This is a genomic window from Streptomyces parvulus (assembly GCF_014648855.1).
In the GTDB taxonomy this organism is placed as follows: Bacteria; Actinomycetota; Actinomycetes; order Streptomycetales; family Streptomycetaceae; genus Streptomyces; species Streptomyces parvulus.
This window is the reverse complement of sequence record NZ_BMRX01000015.1, coordinates 95515-113542: the sequence shown is the minus strand read 5'-3', so window position 1 is coordinate 113542 and position 18028 is coordinate 95515. Positions and strand designations below refer to the sequence as shown.

Sequence of the window (18028 nt, the reverse complement as noted above, 5' to 3'; positions counted from 1 at the left end):
TGCGAAGCGAGGGGGACCCCTGATCTCCTGACCAGCAACACGGGGCTGCCGGCCGGTTCACCCGCCGGCGGCCCGGCCCCCATCCCCGACCGGCGACAGGAACCATGACAGACCGTGCCCATCCCGTGACGGCCGACGACGAGCAGCCGCCGTCGGGGGACGACCGTGCCTTCTTCGGACAGCCGAAGGGTCTGCTCACCCTGTCCGGCCTGGAGGTCTGGGAGCGGTTCTCGTTCCTCGGCATGCAGGCGATCCTGGTCCTGTACTTCGCCGACTCGGTGGCGAACGAGGGCCTGGGCATGGACGCGGGCACGGCCGCGTCGGTGTCGGCGGCCTACGGCACCCTCGTCTACCTGGTCTCCGTGGGCGGCGGCTGGCTCGCCGACCGCATCCTCGGCTCCTACCGGGCCGTGCTGTGGGGCGGCATCCTCATCGCCCTCGGCCACTACTCGATGGCCGTGCCCACCGCGACCATGACATGGGTCGGCCTCGGCCTGATCAGTCTGGGCACCGGTCTGCTCAAGCCCAACGTGGCCGCCATGGTCGGCAAGCTCTACCGCACCGACGACGACCGCCGCGACGCCGGCTTCGCCCTCTACTACATGGGCATCAACATCGGCGCCTTCGCCGGTCCGCTGATCACCGGCTGGCTGGGCGAGCACCAGGGCTGGCACTGGGGCTTCTCGGCGGCGGCCTTCGGCATGACGCTGGGGCTGATCCAGTACGTCGCGGGGCGGCGGCACCTGGCCGGGCGCAAGCACGCCGCCGAGTTCGCCCTGGCCCCCGCGGCCATGCGGCGGGCCGTGTGGCTCATGGTGGGCGGCACCCTGGCGTTCGCCGCGCTGTGCGGGCTGCTCGCGGGCGTCGGCTGGCTGACCATGGACCGCTTCGTCGACGTGCTCACCCTCGCCTCGGTGATCGCGCCGGCCGTCTACTTCTGGGTCATGTTCACCAGCCCGCGGGTCACCGCCGAGGAGCGCGGCCGGCTGCGGCCCTACATCGTGCTCTTCCTCGCCTCGGTGGTCTTCAACTTCATCCTCTTCCAGGCGTACTCGACGATGATGCTGCTCGCGTCGACGAACGCGAACACGAGCATCCTCGGCTTCGACTTCCCGTCCAGCTGGTACGCCTCCGCGCTCGGCGCCTTCGAGGTGGCGCTGGCTCCCGTGGTCGCCGCCGTCTGGGTGCGGATGGGCCGCCGCCAGCCGCACGCCTCCAACAAGATCGCCTTCGGCGTGATCCTCGGCGGCCTGTCGTTCCTGCTCATGGTGGTCCCGACGGCGGGACACGAGGGCACCGACTACCGGATGGCCGCCTGGTGGATCGTCGGCTCGTACCTGCTGCTCGGCCTCGGCGACGTCCTCCTGGAGACCTCGGGCCTGTCCGCCAGCAGCAAGCTGGCGCCCAAGGCCTTCTCCAGCCAGACCATGGCCCTGTGGTTCCTCTCCCTGGCCCTGGCCAACGGGATCCAGGCCCAGGTCGTGAAGATCTACGACGACGTGTCACACCCCGTTTACTTCGGTGTCAACGGAGGCATCGCGGTCGTCCTCGGCCTGGTGGTCGTCGCCCTCGCGCCGTGGCTGCGGCGCACCATGCACCCCGTCCACTGAGCACCGGCACGCCGGAAGGTACCGCCCCATGCGCATCCGCACGGACTTCCCGTACGAGACCACCCACGAGGACATCCGCATCCCGCTGCCGGACGGCACGGGGCTCTACGCGCGGATCTGGCGGCCGGTCACGAAGGAGCCGGTCCCGGCCCTCCTGGAGTACCTGCCCTACCGGCTGAGCGACTGGACGGCGCCCCGCGACAGCCAGCGCCACCCCTGGTACGCCGGCCACGGCTACGCCTCCGTGCGCGTCGACGTGCGCGGGCACGGCAACAGCGAGGGACTGCCCGGCGACGAGTACGACGCCACCGAGCTGGCCGACGGCGTCGCGGTCGTCGAGTGGCTGGCCGCGCAGCCCTGGTGCAGCGGCAGGGTGGGCATGTTCGGGATCTCCTGGGGCGGCTTCAACTCGCTCCAGATCGCCGCGCTCGCCCCCGAACCGCTCAAGGCCGTGGTCACGGTCTGCTCCGCCGACGACCGCTACGACAACGACGTGCACTACATGGGCGGCTCCGTGCTGGGCGTCGACATGCACGCCTGGGCCGCCACGATGCTCGCGTTCGTCTGCCGCCCGCCGGACCCGGTGTACGCGGGCGAGGCGTGGCGGGAGATGTGGCTGCGGCGCCTGGAGGCCGTCGACCCGTTCATCCACACCTGGCTGGGGCACCAGCTGCGGGACGACTACTGGAAGCACGGCAGCGTCTGCGAGGACTACTCCGCGATCGACGCCGCCGTCCTCGCCGTGGGCGGCTGGCACGACCCGTACCGCGACACCGTGCTGCGGCTCGTGGAGCACCTGCCCGCGGACCGGGTGCGCGGGCTGATCGGGCCGTGGTCGCACCAGTACCCGGACCGCGGGCTGCCGCCGGGCCCGCCGATCGGCTTCCTCCAGGAGACGCTGCGCTGGTGGGACCAGCACCTGAAGGGCGAGGACACCGGCGTGATGGAGGAGCCGGCGCTCCGCTCCTGGATCAGCGAGTCGCACCCGCCGGCCACGGTCTACCCCGAGCTGCCGGGCCGCTGGGTCGGCGACCCCGCCTGGCCGTCCCCGTACGTCACCCCCACGCCGTACGCGCTCGGGGGCGACCCGGTCGTCGTGCGCTCGCCCCAGCACACGGGCGTGGACGCCGGGCGGTTCTTCCCGTTCGGCAACGACGCCGACCTGCCGCCGGACCAGCGGGAGGAGGACGGGCGCTCGGTGTGCTTCGAGTTCCCCGTCGCCGACGCGCCCGTCGAGATCCTGGGCCGCCCCGGGGTCACCCTGCGCCTGAGGATGGACGTGCCCCACGGGCAGGCCGTCGCCCGGCTCTGCGACGTCGCCCCGGACGGGTCGTCGACCCTGGTGACCCGCGGTGTGCTGAACCTCGCCGCGCGGGAGGGCCGGGACCGCAGTGTGCCGTGGACGCCGGGCGCCGCGGAGACGGTGTCCTTCCCGCTCAACGGAGTCGGCCACACCTTCCCCGCCGGACACCGCATCCGCCTCGCCGTGTCCTCGGCGTACTGGCCGTGGATCTGGCCGCAGGCCGGCTCCGACGGCTTCCTCCTGGAGCCGGCCGGATCGGCGCTGGAGCTGCCCGTGCGGGACGCCGCGGAGCACCCCGAGGACACCGGCATCCGCTTCGAGGCACCCGAGCAGTCCGAGCCGTTGCAGGTGGTGTCGCCGGCCACGCTGGAGGAGGAGCGCCCGGAGCGGCTGGTGGTGCGGGACGTGGCCAAGGGCGAGTGGCGCCTGGAGGTGGACCCGCGCTACGGCGGCACGCGCGTGTACCCGGACGGTCTGGAGTTCACCGAGGACGCGCTGGAGACCTACACCGTCCGGGAGGACGACCCGCTGTCGGCGCGGGCCAGGTCGGACTGGACCGTGCGGCTGCACCGGCCCGAGCTGGGCTGGGACGCTCGGGTGGAGACCCGTTCGGAGATCACCTGCGACGCGGACGACTTCGTCACGTCGAACGAGGTGGTGTGCCGGGAGGGCGACGAGGTCGTCTTCCACCGCACCTGGGAGCGGCGCATCCCCCGCGTCGCCCGCTGAGCCCCGGACCGCCGGGCGGTCCGGGGCGGCGGCTCACTCCTCGCCCCGGGCCTTCATCACCGTCTTGTTCAGCACCCACAGCCCGATGCCGACGGCCACCAGCACACCCGCCCGGATGTACACGTCCGCGGGCCGGTCGGCGAGCGGGCTGGCCAGGGCCAGCGAGGCGATCGCGCCGAGCACCGGCAGGACGGTGGGCGTGCGGAAGTGCCGGTGCTCCACCGGGTCGCGGCGCAGGACCAGCACGGCGATGTTGACCACCGCGAAGACGCACAGCAGCAGGAAGGCCGTGGTGTCGCCGAGGCCCGCGATCTCGCCGGTGGAGACCAGGCCGATGGCGAGCAGCGACACGAAGACGATGCCGACGACCGGCGTGCGGCGCCGGGGCAGGACGCGGCCGAGGGCGCGGGGCAGGATGCGTTCGTTCGCCATGCCGTAGCAGAGGCGGGACGCCATCATGATGTTGATCAGCGCCGAGTTGGTGACCGCGAACAGGGCGATCAGCGCGAAGAGTTTGGGCGGGAAGTCCAGTCCGCCGGCCTTGACGACCTCCAGCAGCGGTCCGCTGGAGTCCTCCAGCACCCGGTAGTCGACGAGGAGCGAGGAGATCAGCGCGACCAGGACGTAGATGGTGCCGGTGACGGTGACGCCGATGAAGATGGCCCGCGGGAAGGTGCGCGCGGGGTCGACGGTCTCCTCGGCCATGTTGACCGAGTCCTCGAAGCCGACGAAGGCGAAGAAGCCGAGCGCGGTCGCCCCCAGCACGCTGGTGACCAGCGCGTAGCCGGAGCCGCCGGCCTGGAACTCGCCGAGCCGGGAGGGTTCGCCGTCGCCGGTGAGGACCGCCCAGGCGCCGACGGCGAGGATGACGAAGAGGCCCGTCAGTTCGACCAGGGTGAGGACCACGTTGGTCTTCACCGATTCGGAGACGCCGCGCAGGTTGAGGGCGGCGAGGGCGAGGATGAAGAGGATCGCGATGAGCGTGGGCGGGAAGAAGTCGGTGAACTCGGAGAGGTAGTCGCCGCTGAAGGCCCGGGCCGCCGCGCTCGCCGAGGACAGGCCCGAGCACATCACCATGAAGGCGACGATGAAGGTGAGGAACGGGACCTGGAACGCCTTCTGCGTGTACAGCGCGGCCCCGGCCGCCTTCGGGTACTTGCCGACCAGTTCGACGTACGAGGCGGCCGTCAGGATGGCGACCACGAACCCGATGACGAACGGCAGCCACAGGGCTCCGCCGACCTTGCCCGCGACCTGCCCGGTGGTGGCGTAGATGCCGGTGCCGAGGATGTCGCCGATGACGAAGAGGATCAGCAGCTTGGGGCCGATGGCCCGCTTCAGCGGGGTGTCGTCCGCTCCTCCCGGCGAGGCGGTGGCGTCGCTTCCGGCTGTCGTCACGAGGGTCCCCCTGGGGCGGCTGACACGGACAAGGTGTCGACTGCCCTGCGGATCACCGACTCATGCCACGGCTTACTCCAGGCGGCAGCAGGGCCGCCGGGTCACCTCGCGGCGGTCACGCCCTCTCGGCCGCCGTACCCTCGACGAGGCTCCTGGGGCGCAGGTCGGTCCAGTTCTTCTCGACGTAGGCGAGACCGGCGGCACGGGTGTCCGGGCCGTGGACCACGGTCCACCCGCCGGGCGTCTGAGCGAAGGAAGGCCAGAGGGAGTGCTGTCCCTCGTCGTTGACGAGCACCAGGTACGTGCCGGTCTCGTCCTCGAACGGGTTGGTCACAACTCCTCCTTCACGGCGCCGACTTAGGCAACGCTAACCTTAGTTGTTCCCGGCGGGCAAGGCCAGGCCCGGGGCCCGCGGGCCCCGGGACGGCCGTCGGCTCAGCCGGTGAGGGTGAAGGCCTGGGACGCGGCCTGGGAGCAGGGCTGCTGGGAGAGCCGGGCGCCGTCGGCGGTGGAGGCGTTGTCGACGGTCAGGCACTTGCCGCTGTGGCGGGCGACGAAGCGGTACCGGTTCGCGGTGCCGGCGGGTTCGGGGCGCCACTGCTGGTTGGTGCCGCCCACGTAGTCCCACAGGTGGACGCGGGCGCCGTCCGCGGTGGCGCCGGAGCCACCGTCCACGTCCCACGCCTTGCCGTTGTGGCGGTTGACGGCCTGGTAGTAGCCGTCACCGGTGGGGCGGAACTGCCAGGACTGGTTGGCGCCGGTGCCGCAGGCCCACTGCTGGAGGGCGGTTCCGTTGGCGGTCCCCCAGTCGGCGGCGTCGAGGCACGCGCCGCTGCCGGTGTTCGCGACGCGGTACCAGGCGGCGGGGTCGATCGGGCCGGTCGGCTCGCCGCCGGTGCCGCTCCACACGAAGGTGGCGACGGCTCCGGCGGGCAGGGTGTAGGCGAGCGACTTGCCGCCGTCGGTGAGGGAGAAGCGCTGGGCCGCCGACGCGGTGTTGACGACGTAGGCCACGCGGGAGCCGTCGGGGTTCTGGAAGGCGACGTTCTGCACGCCGCCCGCGCCCTGGCTGGTGGAGCCGATGCGGGTGGCGCCGGGCTTGACGAACTTGCTGACGTGTCCGAGCACGTAGTACTCGGCGTTGCGGGTCACGTTGCCGCCCGCGATCTCGACGACGCCGTTGCACCGGTTGGTGCAGTGGCCCTGGTGGGGGCCGCCGTCGCGGTCCAGGGCGAGGTTCCAGGTGAGTACGGTCTCGCCGCCGTGGCGGACGTTCTGCACGACGAGGTTCTCGGCGTGCCAGCGCAGGGTGTCGGCGAAGGTCCTGCTCGTGTCGGCGCTGTCGGTGCCGGAGCACTCGGTGAAGAAGACGCGCTTTCCGGCGGCGACGACCTGCTGCTGCGCGGAGACCTGGCCGCCGTAGCAGTGGAAGGCGGCGCCGATGACGCGGCTGATGCCCGCCGTGCGGGAGAAGACGTCCAGCGGGTAGTTCGGGTGGTCCCAGTTGTGGTCGTAGGCCAGGATGTTGGTGGGCAGTCCGGCGGCCGTGAGCTTCGGGTCGAGGACCTTGAGGAAGTCGGCCTGCTGCGCCGACGTCATCGACGTCGAGGGGTAACTGGTCGCGAACTCGGGCTCGTTCTGCACCGTGAGGTCGGTGAGCGCGATGCCCTCCTGTTGGTACGCCCGGATCGCCTTGACCAGGTAGTCGGCGTAGGCCGGGTAGTTCTCCGGCTTGAGGCTGCCGCCGTTGAGGGAGTTGCCGGTCTTCATCCACGCGGGCGGCGACCAGGGCGAACCCATGAAGCGGATCTGCGGGTTCACGGCCGTGGCCTGTCTGAGGACGGGGAGGATCTCGGGCCGGTCCCGGTCGATGGAGAAGCTGCCCGGGGTGTCCTCGTAGGAGTAGGGGCTGTTCGTCGCGTCGAAGTCGGTACTGCCCAGGGGCTGGCGCAGGTAGTTCAGTCCGATGCCGTCACCGGCGGTCGAGAACAGCGAGCGCATCAGCTCGCCGCGCCGGTCCTGCGGGAGGCTCTGGATCAGGCGGGCGGAGGCGCCCGTCACGGAAGCGCCCGCGCCGGTGAACCGCTGGCCCCGGCTGCCCGCGTCGACGCGTATGTCGACGGACTGGGGTGTGCCGGTGAAGGGAACGGCCCCTTCGGCCGTGAGCCGCTTGGCGCCGTCCGGCGTGGTGACCCACACCTGGGCGACCGGGTCGGCGGCCTGCGCGGTGCCGGAGCCGGTGAGGCCGGCACCGAGACCGGCGAGGGCGAGGGTGAGGGCGGCTAAGGCGCGGGACCGGGGGCGAGCGCCCCGGGATCGGGTTCTCGTACTGGTCGACACGGTGCGGGTCTCCTTCGCTGCGGTGGGGAGGAGCGGGGCGTGCCGGCGGCCCGGGGGGCGTTGCGGAGGAGATGGCCGAACCGGTCCGCGCCCCGTGCGGGAGGGGGCCTGAGCGGAATAACGGCGCCATGAAAGCACACCTACTAAGTACTTAGTAAGTGGCGTGCGTCACACGCGCGCCACTCCGTCGGAACTCCCCCGGTCGGCGCGCCCGACGGAACGTAGGCTGTCGCACGTGAGCGAGCAATCAGTGGGCGGCGGCCCGTCCGTGGGCAGGTCGAGGCGCGGGCCGAAGACCGGTCCCCGCACCCCGCGCAGCCCCGAGGCCCGGCGGCGCCAGCAGGAGATCCTGAACATCGCCACGGACACCTTCGCCGCCCGCGGCTACAACAACGCCTCGCTGGCCGAGATCGCGGACCGGGCCGGACTGACCCAGGCCGGGGTGCTGCACTACTTCCGCTCCAAGTCGCTGCTGCTCACCAGCGTCCTCGAACGGCGCGACCAGGGCGACATCGAGCAGCTCGGCCCCGAACGCCCGCGCGGTCTCCCCTTCTTGCGCCACCTCGTGGACACGGCCCTGCGCAACGCGGAGCGGGAGGGCCTCGTCCGGCTCTACGCGGTCCTGTCGGCGGAGTCCGTCACCGAGGACCACCCCGCCCAGGCCTACTTCCGCGACCGCTACACCGGCCTGCGCGCCTTCGTCACCGACGCCCTGACCGAGGCCTGCGGCCTGCCGGACCCGGACGCACCCCGCACCCGCGACGCGGCGAACGCGATCATCGCCGTCATGGACGGCCTCCAGGTCCAGTGGCTCCTGGACCCGGACGCCGTGGCGATGGCCGCCTCGACGGACCTGGTGATCCGGTCCCTGCTGAGCACACTGGCCCCGGACCGCTTCACGAACTGAGGCCGCCGGGCGCCCCGTTCGCCGCTCCGGCCCTGCCGGTTCAGCCCTCCCGCGCGATGCGGAACAGTACGTTCGGGCGCAGGGGCCCCTCCGGTGCCGTCGGGTCGTCGAAGTCGTCGGCCGGGTTTCGGGTCATGCCGAGCCTGCGCATCACGGCCTGGGAGCGGAGGTTGGCGGCCGTGGTCACCGCGAGGATCTCGGGGAGGGCCAGGGTGTCGAAGCCGTGGGCCAGTACCGCCCGTGCGGCCTCCGTCGCGTAGCCCCGGCCCCAGGACGGCCGGGCGAGGCGCCAGCCGATCTCCACGCCGGTGAACGGCAGCCCGTCCTCCACCTCGTCGAGCCCCGCGAAACCGATGAACTCGCCCGTGTCCCGGACCTCGACGGCCCACCACCCGTAGCCCCGCCGGTCGAAGTCGGCCCGGAAGGCGGCGACGGAGGCGTCGCTCTGCTCGCGGGTGAGCGGCTCGCCGAGGTGCTCCCGGACCTCCGGGTCGGCGTTCATCGCCGCCCACGGCGCGAGGTCGGACGCCCGCCAGGGGCGCAGGAGGAGGCGGTCGGTGCGCAGTTCCGTCATGCGTTCAGCCAAGCCAGCCGGGGCGGGCCGCGCAAACGCGTTTCCCGGCCGCCGCCGGCCGGCGTCTACCAGGCCAGCTCCCCGTTCTCGTCCTGGAGGGTGCCCGTCGGGCCGTCCGGGCCGAGGGTCGCGAGCCGCACGATGGTCCGGGCGCTCTCCTCCGGTGTCCGGCCGCCCTCGAATCCCGCCGTCATGTCGGTGGCGGTGAAGCCGGGCTCGACCGCGTTGAACCTGATCCCCGGCTCGGACTTGGCGTACTGCACCGTCAGCATGGTGGCGGCCGCCTTCGAGGCGGAGTAGAGCGTGGTCGGCAGGCTGTACTCCGGCCGGTCCGGGTTGTTCACCGCCCAGAACGATCCCGCGCTGCTGGAGACGGTGACCACGGTGGGGTTCGACGACCTGCGCAGCAGCGGGAGTGCCGCCTCGGTGACGCGTACGACGCCCACCGCGTTGGTGTCGAACGCCCGCAGGGCGGTGGGTCCGTCCGGGGTCCCGGTCGGCAGGATGCCCGCGTTGTGCACGAGCACGTCGAGCCGGCCCTCGGCGGCGTCGATCGCCGCGAGCGCGCCGCTCACCGACGCGTCGTCGGTCACATCCAACTGCACGAACCGCGCCCCCAGTTCCGCGGCGGCCTTCTCCCCCCGGCCGGCGTCGCGCGCCCCGACGTAGACCGCGTGGCCCAGGGCCAGGAGCTGCCTGGCTGTCTCGAAGCCGAGGCCCTTGTTGGCTCCGGTGATGAGTGTGACGGTCATGGGCTTCCCCTCGCAGGACCGACTTCCGCATCGATCGATGCGGAATCTGCACCGTAGCACTTCTGAAGTGATCGATGCGGAAGCGGTAGGCTGGGGTCGTGGAGACGAAACAGAGCTGCCCCGTCGGCCGTCCCCGGGGGTTCGACACGGACGAGGCTCTCGAGCGGGCCATGCTGGTCTTCTGGGAGCACGGCTACGAGGGCGCCAGCCTGACCTGCCTCACCCGCGCGATGGGCATCTCCACCACCAGCATGTACGCGGCCTTCGGCAACAAGGAGGAGCTGTTCCGCAAGGTCCTGGAGCGCTACAGCGAGGGTCCCAGCGCCTACTTCACCCGGGCCCTGGAGGAGCCGACGGCGCTCGGCGTCGCGACCGGTGTCCTGACCGGCGTCATCCGCACCACGACGCGCCCCTCCCGCCCGCGGGGATGCCTGGGCGTGCAGAGCGCCCTGACGGCGAGCGACGGGGGACGCGCGGTGCGCGACCTGCTGACCGCCTGGCGCAACGACAGCCACACGGCGGTCCGGGACCGCTTCCGGCGGGCCGTCGACGAGGGCGACCTGCCGGCGCGGACGGATCCGGACGTGCTGGCGCGCTGCCTCACCACGTTCGCCTTCGGCATCGCCGTGCAGGCCGCGAGCGGTGTCTGCCGCGACGAGCTGCGGGAGGCGGCCGACGCCTTCCTGCGCGGCTGGCCGCAGGCCTGACGCACCGCGGTGCCGGCGGAGCCCGGCGCCGGCTCAGTTCGTGAAGCGGCTCACCTTCTCCGGGTGGATGACCAGGCGCACCTGTTCCACCGCCAGCATCCCGGCCAGGTCCTCGGCCCGGTCCGGGTCGTCGAGGTCCCAGTAGCGGGCGGCCAGCCGGGCCGCCAACTCGTGGGCACCGCCCGTCTCCAGCGTCGTGCGTCCGGCCACCGAGACCCAGCGCTCGCGCTCACCGACCGGCGAGGCGACGAGGAGGGAGGCCCGGGGATCCCGGCGCAGGCGCCGCACCTTGACCGTCTCCGGGCCCGTGAACAGCTGGACGGTGCCCTCGTCGGTGGCCTCGAACCAGACCGGGCGCGGCTGGGGCGGAACGGGGCCGGCGGCCACGGTGAGGAACCCGTACAGGGGCCGCCGCAGGAAGTCGAGGTCCTCGGAGGTCAGCAGACCGGTGCCGTCGCTCATCACTGTCCTTTCGGCAGGTCGCGGCCGCCATGTCCGGGGGCGGACGCCGCGTGCGCTTCCACGATGCCCTCGACGATGCTCAGCAGCCGGTCCCCCACCCGGTCGATGCTTCCGTTCTGGGTGCTGACCTGGGCGCCTTCGAGGAGGAAGGTGATCTGGGCCGCCGTCTGCGCCGGGTCCGGCACGCCCGCGTCCGCGCACATGGCGGTCAGCCTGCGGGTCTGGCGGGCCTTGTGCTCCTCGATCACCCGCCGTGCGGGGTGCGCCCGGTCGGGGAGTTCGGCGAGGGAGTTGATGAAGGGGCAGCCCCGGTGCGAGATGGCCGGCAGCCCTTCGGCGATGAAGCGGGCCAGACCCATGATCTGGTCCTTCGGCCGCCCCGGGTGGTCGGCCTCGACCCGGTCGAACGCGGCCTGGTAGTCGGCGGCGACGATCCGCAGCCACTCCTCGACGAGCGCGTCCTTGGTCGCGAAGTGCCGGTAGACCGCCATCTTGGTGGTCTCGGCCCGGTCGGCGATCGCCTGGACGCTGACCCGCCGGATCCCCTCGCTCTGGAAGAGCTCCTCGGCCGCGTCGAGGATGCGTTCCCTCGGCGGCAGCTTCGCCACCCTGCCGGGCCTTCTGACGGTCGTGGTCACGAGTCCTCCGCGGCGTCCGTGCGGCTGGGGCCGTTGCGCATCCTGCTACGGTACCAGTCCGTCCCGGACGATACCGCTTGGTATCGTCCGGGACCACCGGGTACCAAAACGGGTGCCGGACCTGCCCTTGGAGTGACGATGGAGATGTCCGAGTACGTGTGCCGTGACGCGGTCGGCCTCGCGGAGCTGGTGGCCTCCGGCGAGGTGACCCCCGCCGGACTGGAGGCGCTGGCCCGCCGGGCCCACGACGAGGTCGACGGGCGCGTCAACGCGGTCGCGGAGACCTGGCCCGCCGACGACGGGCCCGCCGGGAGCGGACCGCTGGCCGGGGTGCCGTTCCTGATCAAGGACATCGGCGTCACCATGGCCGGACGGCGCTCGGAGCTGGGCAGCCGGCTCGCGGCCGGCAACGTCGCCCGCGCCGACTCCTTCCTGATGCGGCGCTTCCGGGAGGCCGGCCTGGTGACCTTCGGCCGCACCGCGACGCCCGAGCTGGCGTACAGCATCACCACGGAGCCCGTGCTGTACGGGCCGACCCGCAATCCGTGGGACCCGACTCTCAGTGCGGGCGGATCCAGCGGAGGCGCGGGCGCGGCCGTCGCCGCCGGGATCGTTCCGCTCGCCCACGCCACCGACGCCGCCGGCTCCCTGCGGATTCCCGCCTCCGTCAACGGGCTCTTCGGGCTGAAGCCCACCCGCGGCCGCGTCTCCCTGGGCCCCGACGCCGACGAGACCTTCAGCGGCCTCGCCGTGCAGGGCGGTCTGAGCCGGACCGTCCGGGACAGCGCGGCACTGCTCGACCGGATCCTCGGGCCGGAGCCCGGCGACCCCTGTGCCGCCCCGCGCCCGGACCGGCCCTACCTGGAGGAGGCGGGGCGCGACCCCGGCACGCTGCGGATCGGGGTCCTCACCCACGCCTGGGGCGGTCGCCGCACCGCTCCGCCCGTGGCCGACGCCGTGACCCGCACCGTCCGGCTGCTGGAGTCGCTGGGCCACCGGGTGGAGGAGACCGCGGTCGACCTGGGTGCCGACTGGGAGGAGTTCACGTCGGCGACCGCCGTGCTGTTCACGGTGAACCTGGCCGCCACGGTCGACGCGGTGGCCGCCGCCTTCGGCCGCCCGGCCGACCGCTCCACCCTGGAGGAGGCGACCCTGGCGGGCCTCCACTACGGGCGGCGGGTGAGCGGCCCCCGTTTCGTGGCCGCCCTCGCGATACGCAACACGGTGGCCAGGAGCCTGGCCCGGTACTTCGCGGCCCACGACGTCCTCCTCACCCCGACCCTCCCGGAACCGCCCATGCGGCTGGGCGCCTACACCGAGGGCGGGGCGGACCTGGACGGGGCCGGCTGGATCGACCGCCTCAACGACCGGTCGCCGTTCACCACGGCGTTCAACGTGTCCGGCAACCCCGCCATGTCCGTACCGCTCACCGCCGACCCCTCCACGGGGCTTCCGATCGGCATGCAGTTCGCCGCGGGCCACGGACGGGAGGACCTGCTCTTCCGCCTCGCGGGACAGCTCGAGCGGGCCCGGCCCTGGGCGGGCCGCATCCCGGCGGTCCGGGCCGGGCACCCCGCCGGCCCGGCGCTCATCGCCGGCTGACCCGGCCGACGGTCCGTCACACCCGTTTCGCGGCGTGGCGCAGGCAGGAGGCGGCCACGACCAGCGGCCACAGCGACTGGATCGAGGTCACCACGCGCTCCGCGACGCCGACGTCGCCCTGCCGGTGCATCTCCAGCAGGAACCACGCCCCGCCGACCGCCATCACCACCGTCACCGTGACGGAGGGCATCAGTCGCAGCGCCCACGGGGCGGCGGGGCCGCCGTTGACGGCCAGGACCGGCCAGACCGCCAGGAGGGTGAAGCCGACGACCGCCACCGCCCCGTGCCGCAGCGACCCCCCGCTGGTCGGCGCGGGGAGCACCACCACGCCCAGCGCGGCGAGGCCGCCGCCGGCCAGCGCCACGCGTCCGGCGGTGGCGGCGGCCCGCAGCCCCCAGGCGGTCAGCAGATGGCAGGCGCCCAGGAGGAGGAACGCCGCCGTCATCACCCAGAAGCCGGGGGCGCCGTAGGCACCGAGGACACTGATCGTCTGGGACACGGGGTCGTAGGCCGGGCCCTCGAACAGCGCCGCGCCCGTCCAGCCTCCGATCAGCAGGACGGGCGCGCACCCCGAGGTGAACAGGACCCATCTGGGGACAACTCGCATCGGACAACACTAAAACGGACTGTGTTTTCCTCCCATCATCCACACGCACGAGGTGCGGCGGCTCCGTGGCGGGAGGACCCTCGGAGGAGACGTGGGGCGAACGACGAGGAGCCAGCCATCAGTACACACACGGGCCAGGTGGTCTGCGACATCACGGTCACCGCCGACGGCTACTCCGCCGGTCACGGGCAGAGCGAGCGACGGCCGTTCGGCGACGACGGCGGAGACGGCACGGGCGAGCGGCTGCACGCCTGGATGTTCGAGACGCCCGACGAGAACCGGGCCGAGCTCGACCGGATGGCCGCGGCCGGGGCGTTCGTCATGGGGCGCAACATGTTCGGCCCCGTGCGCGGCGACTGGGACCGGCCGTGGAACGGCTGGTGGGGCGACGACCCGCCGTTCCACGCCCCGGTCTTCGTCCTCACCCACCATCCGCGCGAGCCGCAGCCCATGGCGGGCGGGACGACCTACCACTTCGTCACCGACGGGATCGAGTCCGCGCTGGACCGGGCGCGCGCCGCCGCGGGCGGCCGGGACGTCCAGATCCAGGGCGGCGCGACCACCGTCAACCAGTACCTCGCCGCCGGTCTGGTCGAGGAGGTGCGGCTGCACGTCGTGCCGTTCACGCTGGGGGCCGGGACCCGGCTCTTCGACGGTGTCCCGCCGCTCCGGCTGGAGCAGATCGCCGCACGCGCGGCGACCGGGGTCACGCACCTGACGTACCGCGTGCTCGCCTGACGCGTCGGCCCGCGCCGCCGCTCCGGCGTCAGTCCTCCCCCTCCAGGTCGCCCTCGGTCTCCAGGTACACCTGCCGCAGGGCTTCCAGGACGGCCGGGTCGGGCTTCTCCCACATGCCGCGCGACTCCGCCTCCAGCAGCCGCTCGGCGATGCCGTGCAGGGCCCAGGGGTTGGCCTGCTGGAGGAACTCGCGGTTGGCGGGGTCCAGGACGTACGCCTCGGTGAGCTTGTCGTACATCCAGTCCGCGATCACGCCCGTGGTGGCGTCGTAGCCGAAGAGGTAGTCGACGGTGGCGGCGAGTTCGAAGGCGCCCTTGTAGCCGTGGCGGCGCATCGCCTCGATCCACTTGGGGTTGACCACGCGGGCGCGGAAGACCCGCGAGGTCTCCTCCACGAGCGTGCGGGTGCGGACCGTCTCCGGGCGGGTGGAGTCGCCGATGTACGCCTCGGGGGCGGTGCCGCGCAGGGCGCGGACGGTGGCGACCATGCCGCCGTGGTACTGGAAGTAGTCGTCGGAGTCGGCGATGTCGTGCTCGCGGGTGTCCGTGTTCTTGGCGGCCACCGCGATCCGCTTGTACGCCGTCTCCATCTCGTCGCGGGCCGGGCGGCCGTCCAGCTCGCGGCCGTACGCGTAGCCGCCCCAGACGCTGTAGACCTCGGCGAGGTCGGCGTCGGTGCGCCAGTCGCGGGAGTCGATCAGCTGGAGCAGTCCCGCGCCGTACGTCCCGGGACGGGAGCCGAAGATCCGGGTGGTGGCGCGGCGTTCGTCGCCGTGTTCGGCGAGGTCGGCCTGGACGTGGGCGCGGACGTGGTTGGCCTCGGCCGGCTCGTCCAGGGAGGCGGCGAGCCGCACGGCGTCGTCGAGGAGGCCGACGGTGTGCGGGAACGCGTCGCGGAAGAAGCCGGAGATGCGCAGGGTGACGTCGATGCGCGGGCGGCCCAGCTCCTCGTGCGGGACGGCTTCGAGGCCGGTGACGCGGCGGGAGGCGTCGTCCCAGACGGGGCGTACGCCGAGCAGGGCGAGGACCTCGGCGACGTCGTCGCCGGCGGTGCGCATGGCGCTGGTGCCCCACAGGGACAGGCCGACGGAGGTGGGCCATGCGCCGTTGTCGGTGCGATAGCGCTCCAGGAGGCTGTCGGCGAGGGCCTGGCCGGTCTCCCAGGCGAGCCGGGAGGGCACGGCCTTGGGGTCGACGGAGTAGAAGTTGCGGCCGGTCGGCAGGACGTTGACCAGGCCGCGCAGGGGTGAGCCGGAGGGGCCCGCGGGGACGAAGCCGCCGTTCAGGGCGTGCACGGCGTGGTCGATCTCGGCGGTGGTGGCGGCGAGGCGGGGGACGACCTCGCGGGCGGCGAACTCCAGCACCGCGGCGACCTGTTCGCCGTGTTCGGACGGTACGGCGGCGAGGTCCCAGCCGGCGTCGTCCATGGCCTGGACCAGTGCGCGGGCCTGCTCCTCGGCGGCGTCGGCGGTGGTGCGGGTGGCGGCGGACTCGTCGAGGCCGAGGGCTTCGCGCAGGCCGGGCAGGGCGGTGGTGCCACCCCAGATCTGGCGGGCGCGCAGGATGGCGAGGACGAGGTTGACCCGGTCGGCGCCGGCCGGCGGGTTGCCGAGGACGTGCAGGCCGTCGCGGATCTGGGCGTCCTTGACCTCGCAGAGCCAGCCGTCGACGTGCAGCAGGAAGTCGTCGAAGCCGTCGTCGTCCGGGCGGTCCTGCATACCGAGGTCGTGGTCGAGCTTGGCGGCCTGGATCAGGGTCCAGATCTGGGCGCGGATCGCCGGGAGCTTGGCCGGGTCCATGGAGGCGATCTGGGCGTACTCGTCGAGGAGTTGCTCCAGGCGCGCGATGTCGCCGTAGGAGTCGGCGCGGGCCATCGGCGGCACGAGGTGGTCGACGAGTGTGGCGTGCACGCGGCGCTTGGCCTGGGTGCCCTCGCCCGGGTCGTTGACGAGGAAGGGGTAGACCAGGGGCAGGTCGCCGAGGGCGGCGTCGGGGCCGCAGGCGGCGGAGAGGCCGGCGTTCTTGCCGGGCAGCCACTCCAGGTTGCCGTGCTTGCCGAGGTGGATCATCGCGTCGGCGCCGAAGCCGCCGTCCTCGGCCCGCGCGGCGATCCAGCGGTAGGCGGCGAGGTAGTGGTGGGAGGGCGGCAGGTCGGGGTCGTGGTAGATGGCGATGGGGTTCTCGCCGAAGCCGCGCGGCGGCTGGATGAGGATCAGCAGGTTGCCGCGGCGCAGTGCCGCGAGCACGATGTCGCCCTCCGGGTTGCGGCTGCGGTCGACGAACATCTCGCCCGGTGCCGGGCCCCAGTGCTCCTCGACGGCGGTGCGCAGTTCCGCGGGCAGGGTGGCGTACCAGCGCCGGTAGTCGGCGGCCGGGATGCGGACCGGGTTGCGGGCGAGCTGCTCCTCGGTGAGCCAGTCCTGGTCGTGGCCGCCGGCCTCGATGAGCGCGCGGATCAGTTCGTCGCCGTCGCCGGAGGCGAGGCCCGGGACCTCGCCGTCGGCGCCGAAGTCGTAGCCCTCCTCGCGCAGACGGCGCAGCAGGGCCACCGCGCTGGCGGGGGTGTCCAGGCCTACGGCGTTGCCGATGCGGGAGTGCTTGGTCGGGTAGGCGGACAGGACCAGGGCGAGGCGCTTGTCGGCGGCCGGGATGTGCCGCAGGCGGCCGTGGCGTACGGCGATGCCGGCGACGCGGGCGGCGCGTTCGGGGTCGGCGACGTAGGCGGGGAGGCCGTCCTCGTCGATCTCCTTGAAGGAGAACGGCACGGTGATCAGGCGGCCGTCGAACTCGGGGACGGCGATCTGGCTGGCGGCGTCCAGCGGGGAGACGCCCTCGTCGTTGCTCTCCCAGTCGGCGCGGGAGCCGGTCAGGCACAGGGCCTGGAGGATGGGGACGTCGAGGGTGGTGAGCGCGCCGGCGTCCCAGGACTCGTCGTCACCGCCGGCGGACGCCTCGGCGGGCCTGGTGCCGCCGGCGGCGAGGACGGTGGTGACGATCGCGTCGGCCGCCCGCAGGTCCTCGATCAGTTCGGGCTCGGGGGCGCGCAGTGAGGCCACGTACCGGGGCAGCGGCCGTCCGCCCGCGTTCTCGACGGCGTCGCACAGGGCGTGCACGAAGTCCGTGTTGCCGCTCATGTGGTGGGCGCGGTAGTAGAGCACGGCCACGGTGGGCCCGTCGGCGCCCGGGCGCGCCGTGCGCTCCAGCGGGCCCCAGGTGGGGGCGGGCGTCGGCGGTTCGAAGCCGTGCCCGGTGAGCAGGACCGTGTCGGAGAGGAAGCGGGCGAGCTGCTCCAGGTTGGCGGGGCCGCCGTGGGCGAGGTAGGCGTGCGCCTCCGCGGCGAGGCCGACGGGGACGGTGGAGGCCTCCATCAGCTGGGCGTCCGGGGCCTGTTCGCCGCTGAGGACCACGACCGGGCGGCCGTCGGCGAGCAGCAGGTCGAGTCCCTCGCGCCAGGCGCGCAGTCCGCCGAGGAGGCGTACGACCACCAGGGAGACGCCGTCCAGCAGGGCGGGCAGGTCGTCGAGCGGGAGCCTTGCGGGGTTGGCGAACCGGTAGGTGACCGGGCCGCCGGAGGCGCGGGCGCTCAGCAGGTCGGTGTCGGACGTCGACAGGAGCAGGATGCTGGGGTGCGAGGCGCGCTCCCCGGACGAATGCGGCATGCG

Annotated in this window: 15 protein-coding genes; 6 read left to right on the top strand and 9 right to left on the bottom strand. The window is 73.0% G+C overall.

Features of this window, described 5'->3' with window-relative positions:
• Positions 1-104 precede the first annotated feature (104 nt).
• Positions 105-1610: a peptide MFS transporter gene (locus IE108_RS27745; protein ID WP_064725966.1), complete on the top strand. Its 1506-nt coding sequence runs from the start codon at positions 105-107 to the stop codon at positions 1608-1610.
• 28 nt (positions 1611-1638) lie between these two features.
• Positions 1639-3642 carry a CocE/NonD family hydrolase gene (locus IE108_RS27740; protein ID WP_064725967.1) on the top strand — a complete coding sequence of 668 codons (2004 nt, stop codon included), beginning with the start codon at positions 1639-1641 and terminating at the stop codon, positions 3640-3642.
• Positions 3643-3675: 33 nt separating this feature from the next.
• On the opposite strand, the gene IE108_RS27735 is transcribed toward IE108_RS27740, so the two are convergent.
• The 3 genes from IE108_RS27735 to IE108_RS27725 form a co-directional block, all read right to left on the bottom strand.
• Positions 3676-5040: an APC family permease gene (locus tag IE108_RS27735; RefSeq protein WP_064725968.1), complete on the bottom strand. Its 1365-nt coding sequence runs from the start codon at positions 5038-5040 to the stop codon at positions 3676-3678.
• Positions 5041-5155: 115 nt separating this feature from the next.
• Entirely contained in the window at positions 5156-5374 is a 219-nt protein-coding gene (locus IE108_RS27730) for an MbtH family protein (RefSeq protein WP_064725969.1), read from the bottom strand.
• A 101-nt stretch (positions 5375-5475) separates the two neighbouring features.
• Entirely contained in the window at positions 5476-7380 is a 1905-nt protein-coding gene (locus IE108_RS27725; RefSeq protein ID WP_064725970.1) for an RICIN domain-containing protein, read from the bottom strand.
• Between the two features lie 235 nt (positions 7381-7615).
• Between IE108_RS27725 and IE108_RS27720 the strand changes: the two genes are divergently transcribed.
• Positions 7616-8287, top strand: a complete 672-nt coding sequence (locus IE108_RS27720) for a TetR/AcrR family transcriptional regulator (protein WP_372466846.1) — start codon at positions 7616-7618, stop codon at positions 8285-8287.
• A gap of 40 nt (positions 8288-8327) precedes the next feature.
• Here IE108_RS27720 and IE108_RS27715 read toward each other — a convergent pair whose 3' ends face one another.
• Positions 8328-8861: a GNAT family N-acetyltransferase gene (locus IE108_RS27715; protein ID WP_064725971.1), complete on the bottom strand. Its 534-nt coding sequence runs from the start codon at positions 8859-8861 to the stop codon at positions 8328-8330.
• A gap of 65 nt (positions 8862-8926) precedes the next feature.
• Positions 8927-9613: an SDR family NAD(P)-dependent oxidoreductase gene (locus IE108_RS27710; RefSeq protein ID WP_064725972.1), complete on the bottom strand. Its 687-nt coding sequence runs from the start codon at positions 9611-9613 to the stop codon at positions 8927-8929.
• Positions 9614-9711: 98 nt separating this feature from the next.
• On the opposite strand from IE108_RS27710, the gene IE108_RS27705 reads away from it, so the two are divergent.
• A complete protein-coding gene (locus tag IE108_RS27705; RefSeq protein WP_064725973.1) occupies positions 9712-10320 on the top strand; it encodes a TetR/AcrR family transcriptional regulator in 609 nt (202 codons plus the stop codon).
• 33 nt (positions 10321-10353) lie between these two features.
• On the opposite strand, the gene IE108_RS27700 is transcribed toward IE108_RS27705, so the two are convergent.
• Together IE108_RS27700 and IE108_RS27695 are read right to left on the bottom strand one after the other, a co-directional pair.
• A complete protein-coding gene (locus tag IE108_RS27700) occupies positions 10354-10782 on the bottom strand; it encodes a pyridoxamine 5'-phosphate oxidase family protein (RefSeq protein WP_064725974.1) in 429 nt (142 codons plus the stop codon).
• A complete protein-coding gene (locus tag IE108_RS27695; RefSeq protein ID WP_064725976.1) occupies positions 10782-11420 on the bottom strand; it encodes a TetR/AcrR family transcriptional regulator in 639 nt (212 codons plus the stop codon). Before IE108_RS27695 ends, IE108_RS27700 begins: the two co-directional genes overlap by 1 nt.
• A 138-nt stretch (positions 11421-11558) precedes the next feature.
• On the opposite strand from IE108_RS27695, the gene IE108_RS27690 reads away from it, so the two are divergent.
• On the top strand, positions 11559-13022 hold the full coding sequence (locus IE108_RS27690; RefSeq protein ID WP_064725978.1) for an amidase: 1464 nt from the start codon (positions 11559-11561) through the stop codon (positions 13020-13022).
• 16 nt (positions 13023-13038) lie between these two features.
• On the opposite strand, the gene IE108_RS27685 is transcribed toward IE108_RS27690, so the two are convergent.
• On the bottom strand, positions 13039-13629 hold the full coding sequence (locus IE108_RS27685; RefSeq protein ID WP_064725980.1) for a DUF998 domain-containing protein: 591 nt from the start codon (positions 13627-13629) through the stop codon (positions 13039-13041).
• 138 nt (positions 13630-13767) lie between these two features.
• Here IE108_RS27685 and IE108_RS27680 point away from each other — a divergent pair, with 138 nt between their 5' ends.
• On the top strand, positions 13768-14367 hold the full coding sequence (locus IE108_RS27680; RefSeq protein WP_373297055.1) for a dihydrofolate reductase family protein: 600 nt from the start codon (positions 13768-13770) through the stop codon (positions 14365-14367).
• Between the two features lie 28 nt (positions 14368-14395).
• Here the strand turns inward: IE108_RS27680 and cobN are convergent, their stop codons facing one another.
• Positions 14396-18025 carry a cobaltochelatase subunit CobN gene (gene cobN / locus IE108_RS27675; RefSeq protein ID WP_064725982.1) on the bottom strand — a complete coding sequence of 1210 codons (3630 nt, stop codon included), beginning with the start codon at positions 18023-18025 and terminating at the stop codon, positions 14396-14398.
• Positions 18026-18028 lie beyond the last annotated feature (3 nt).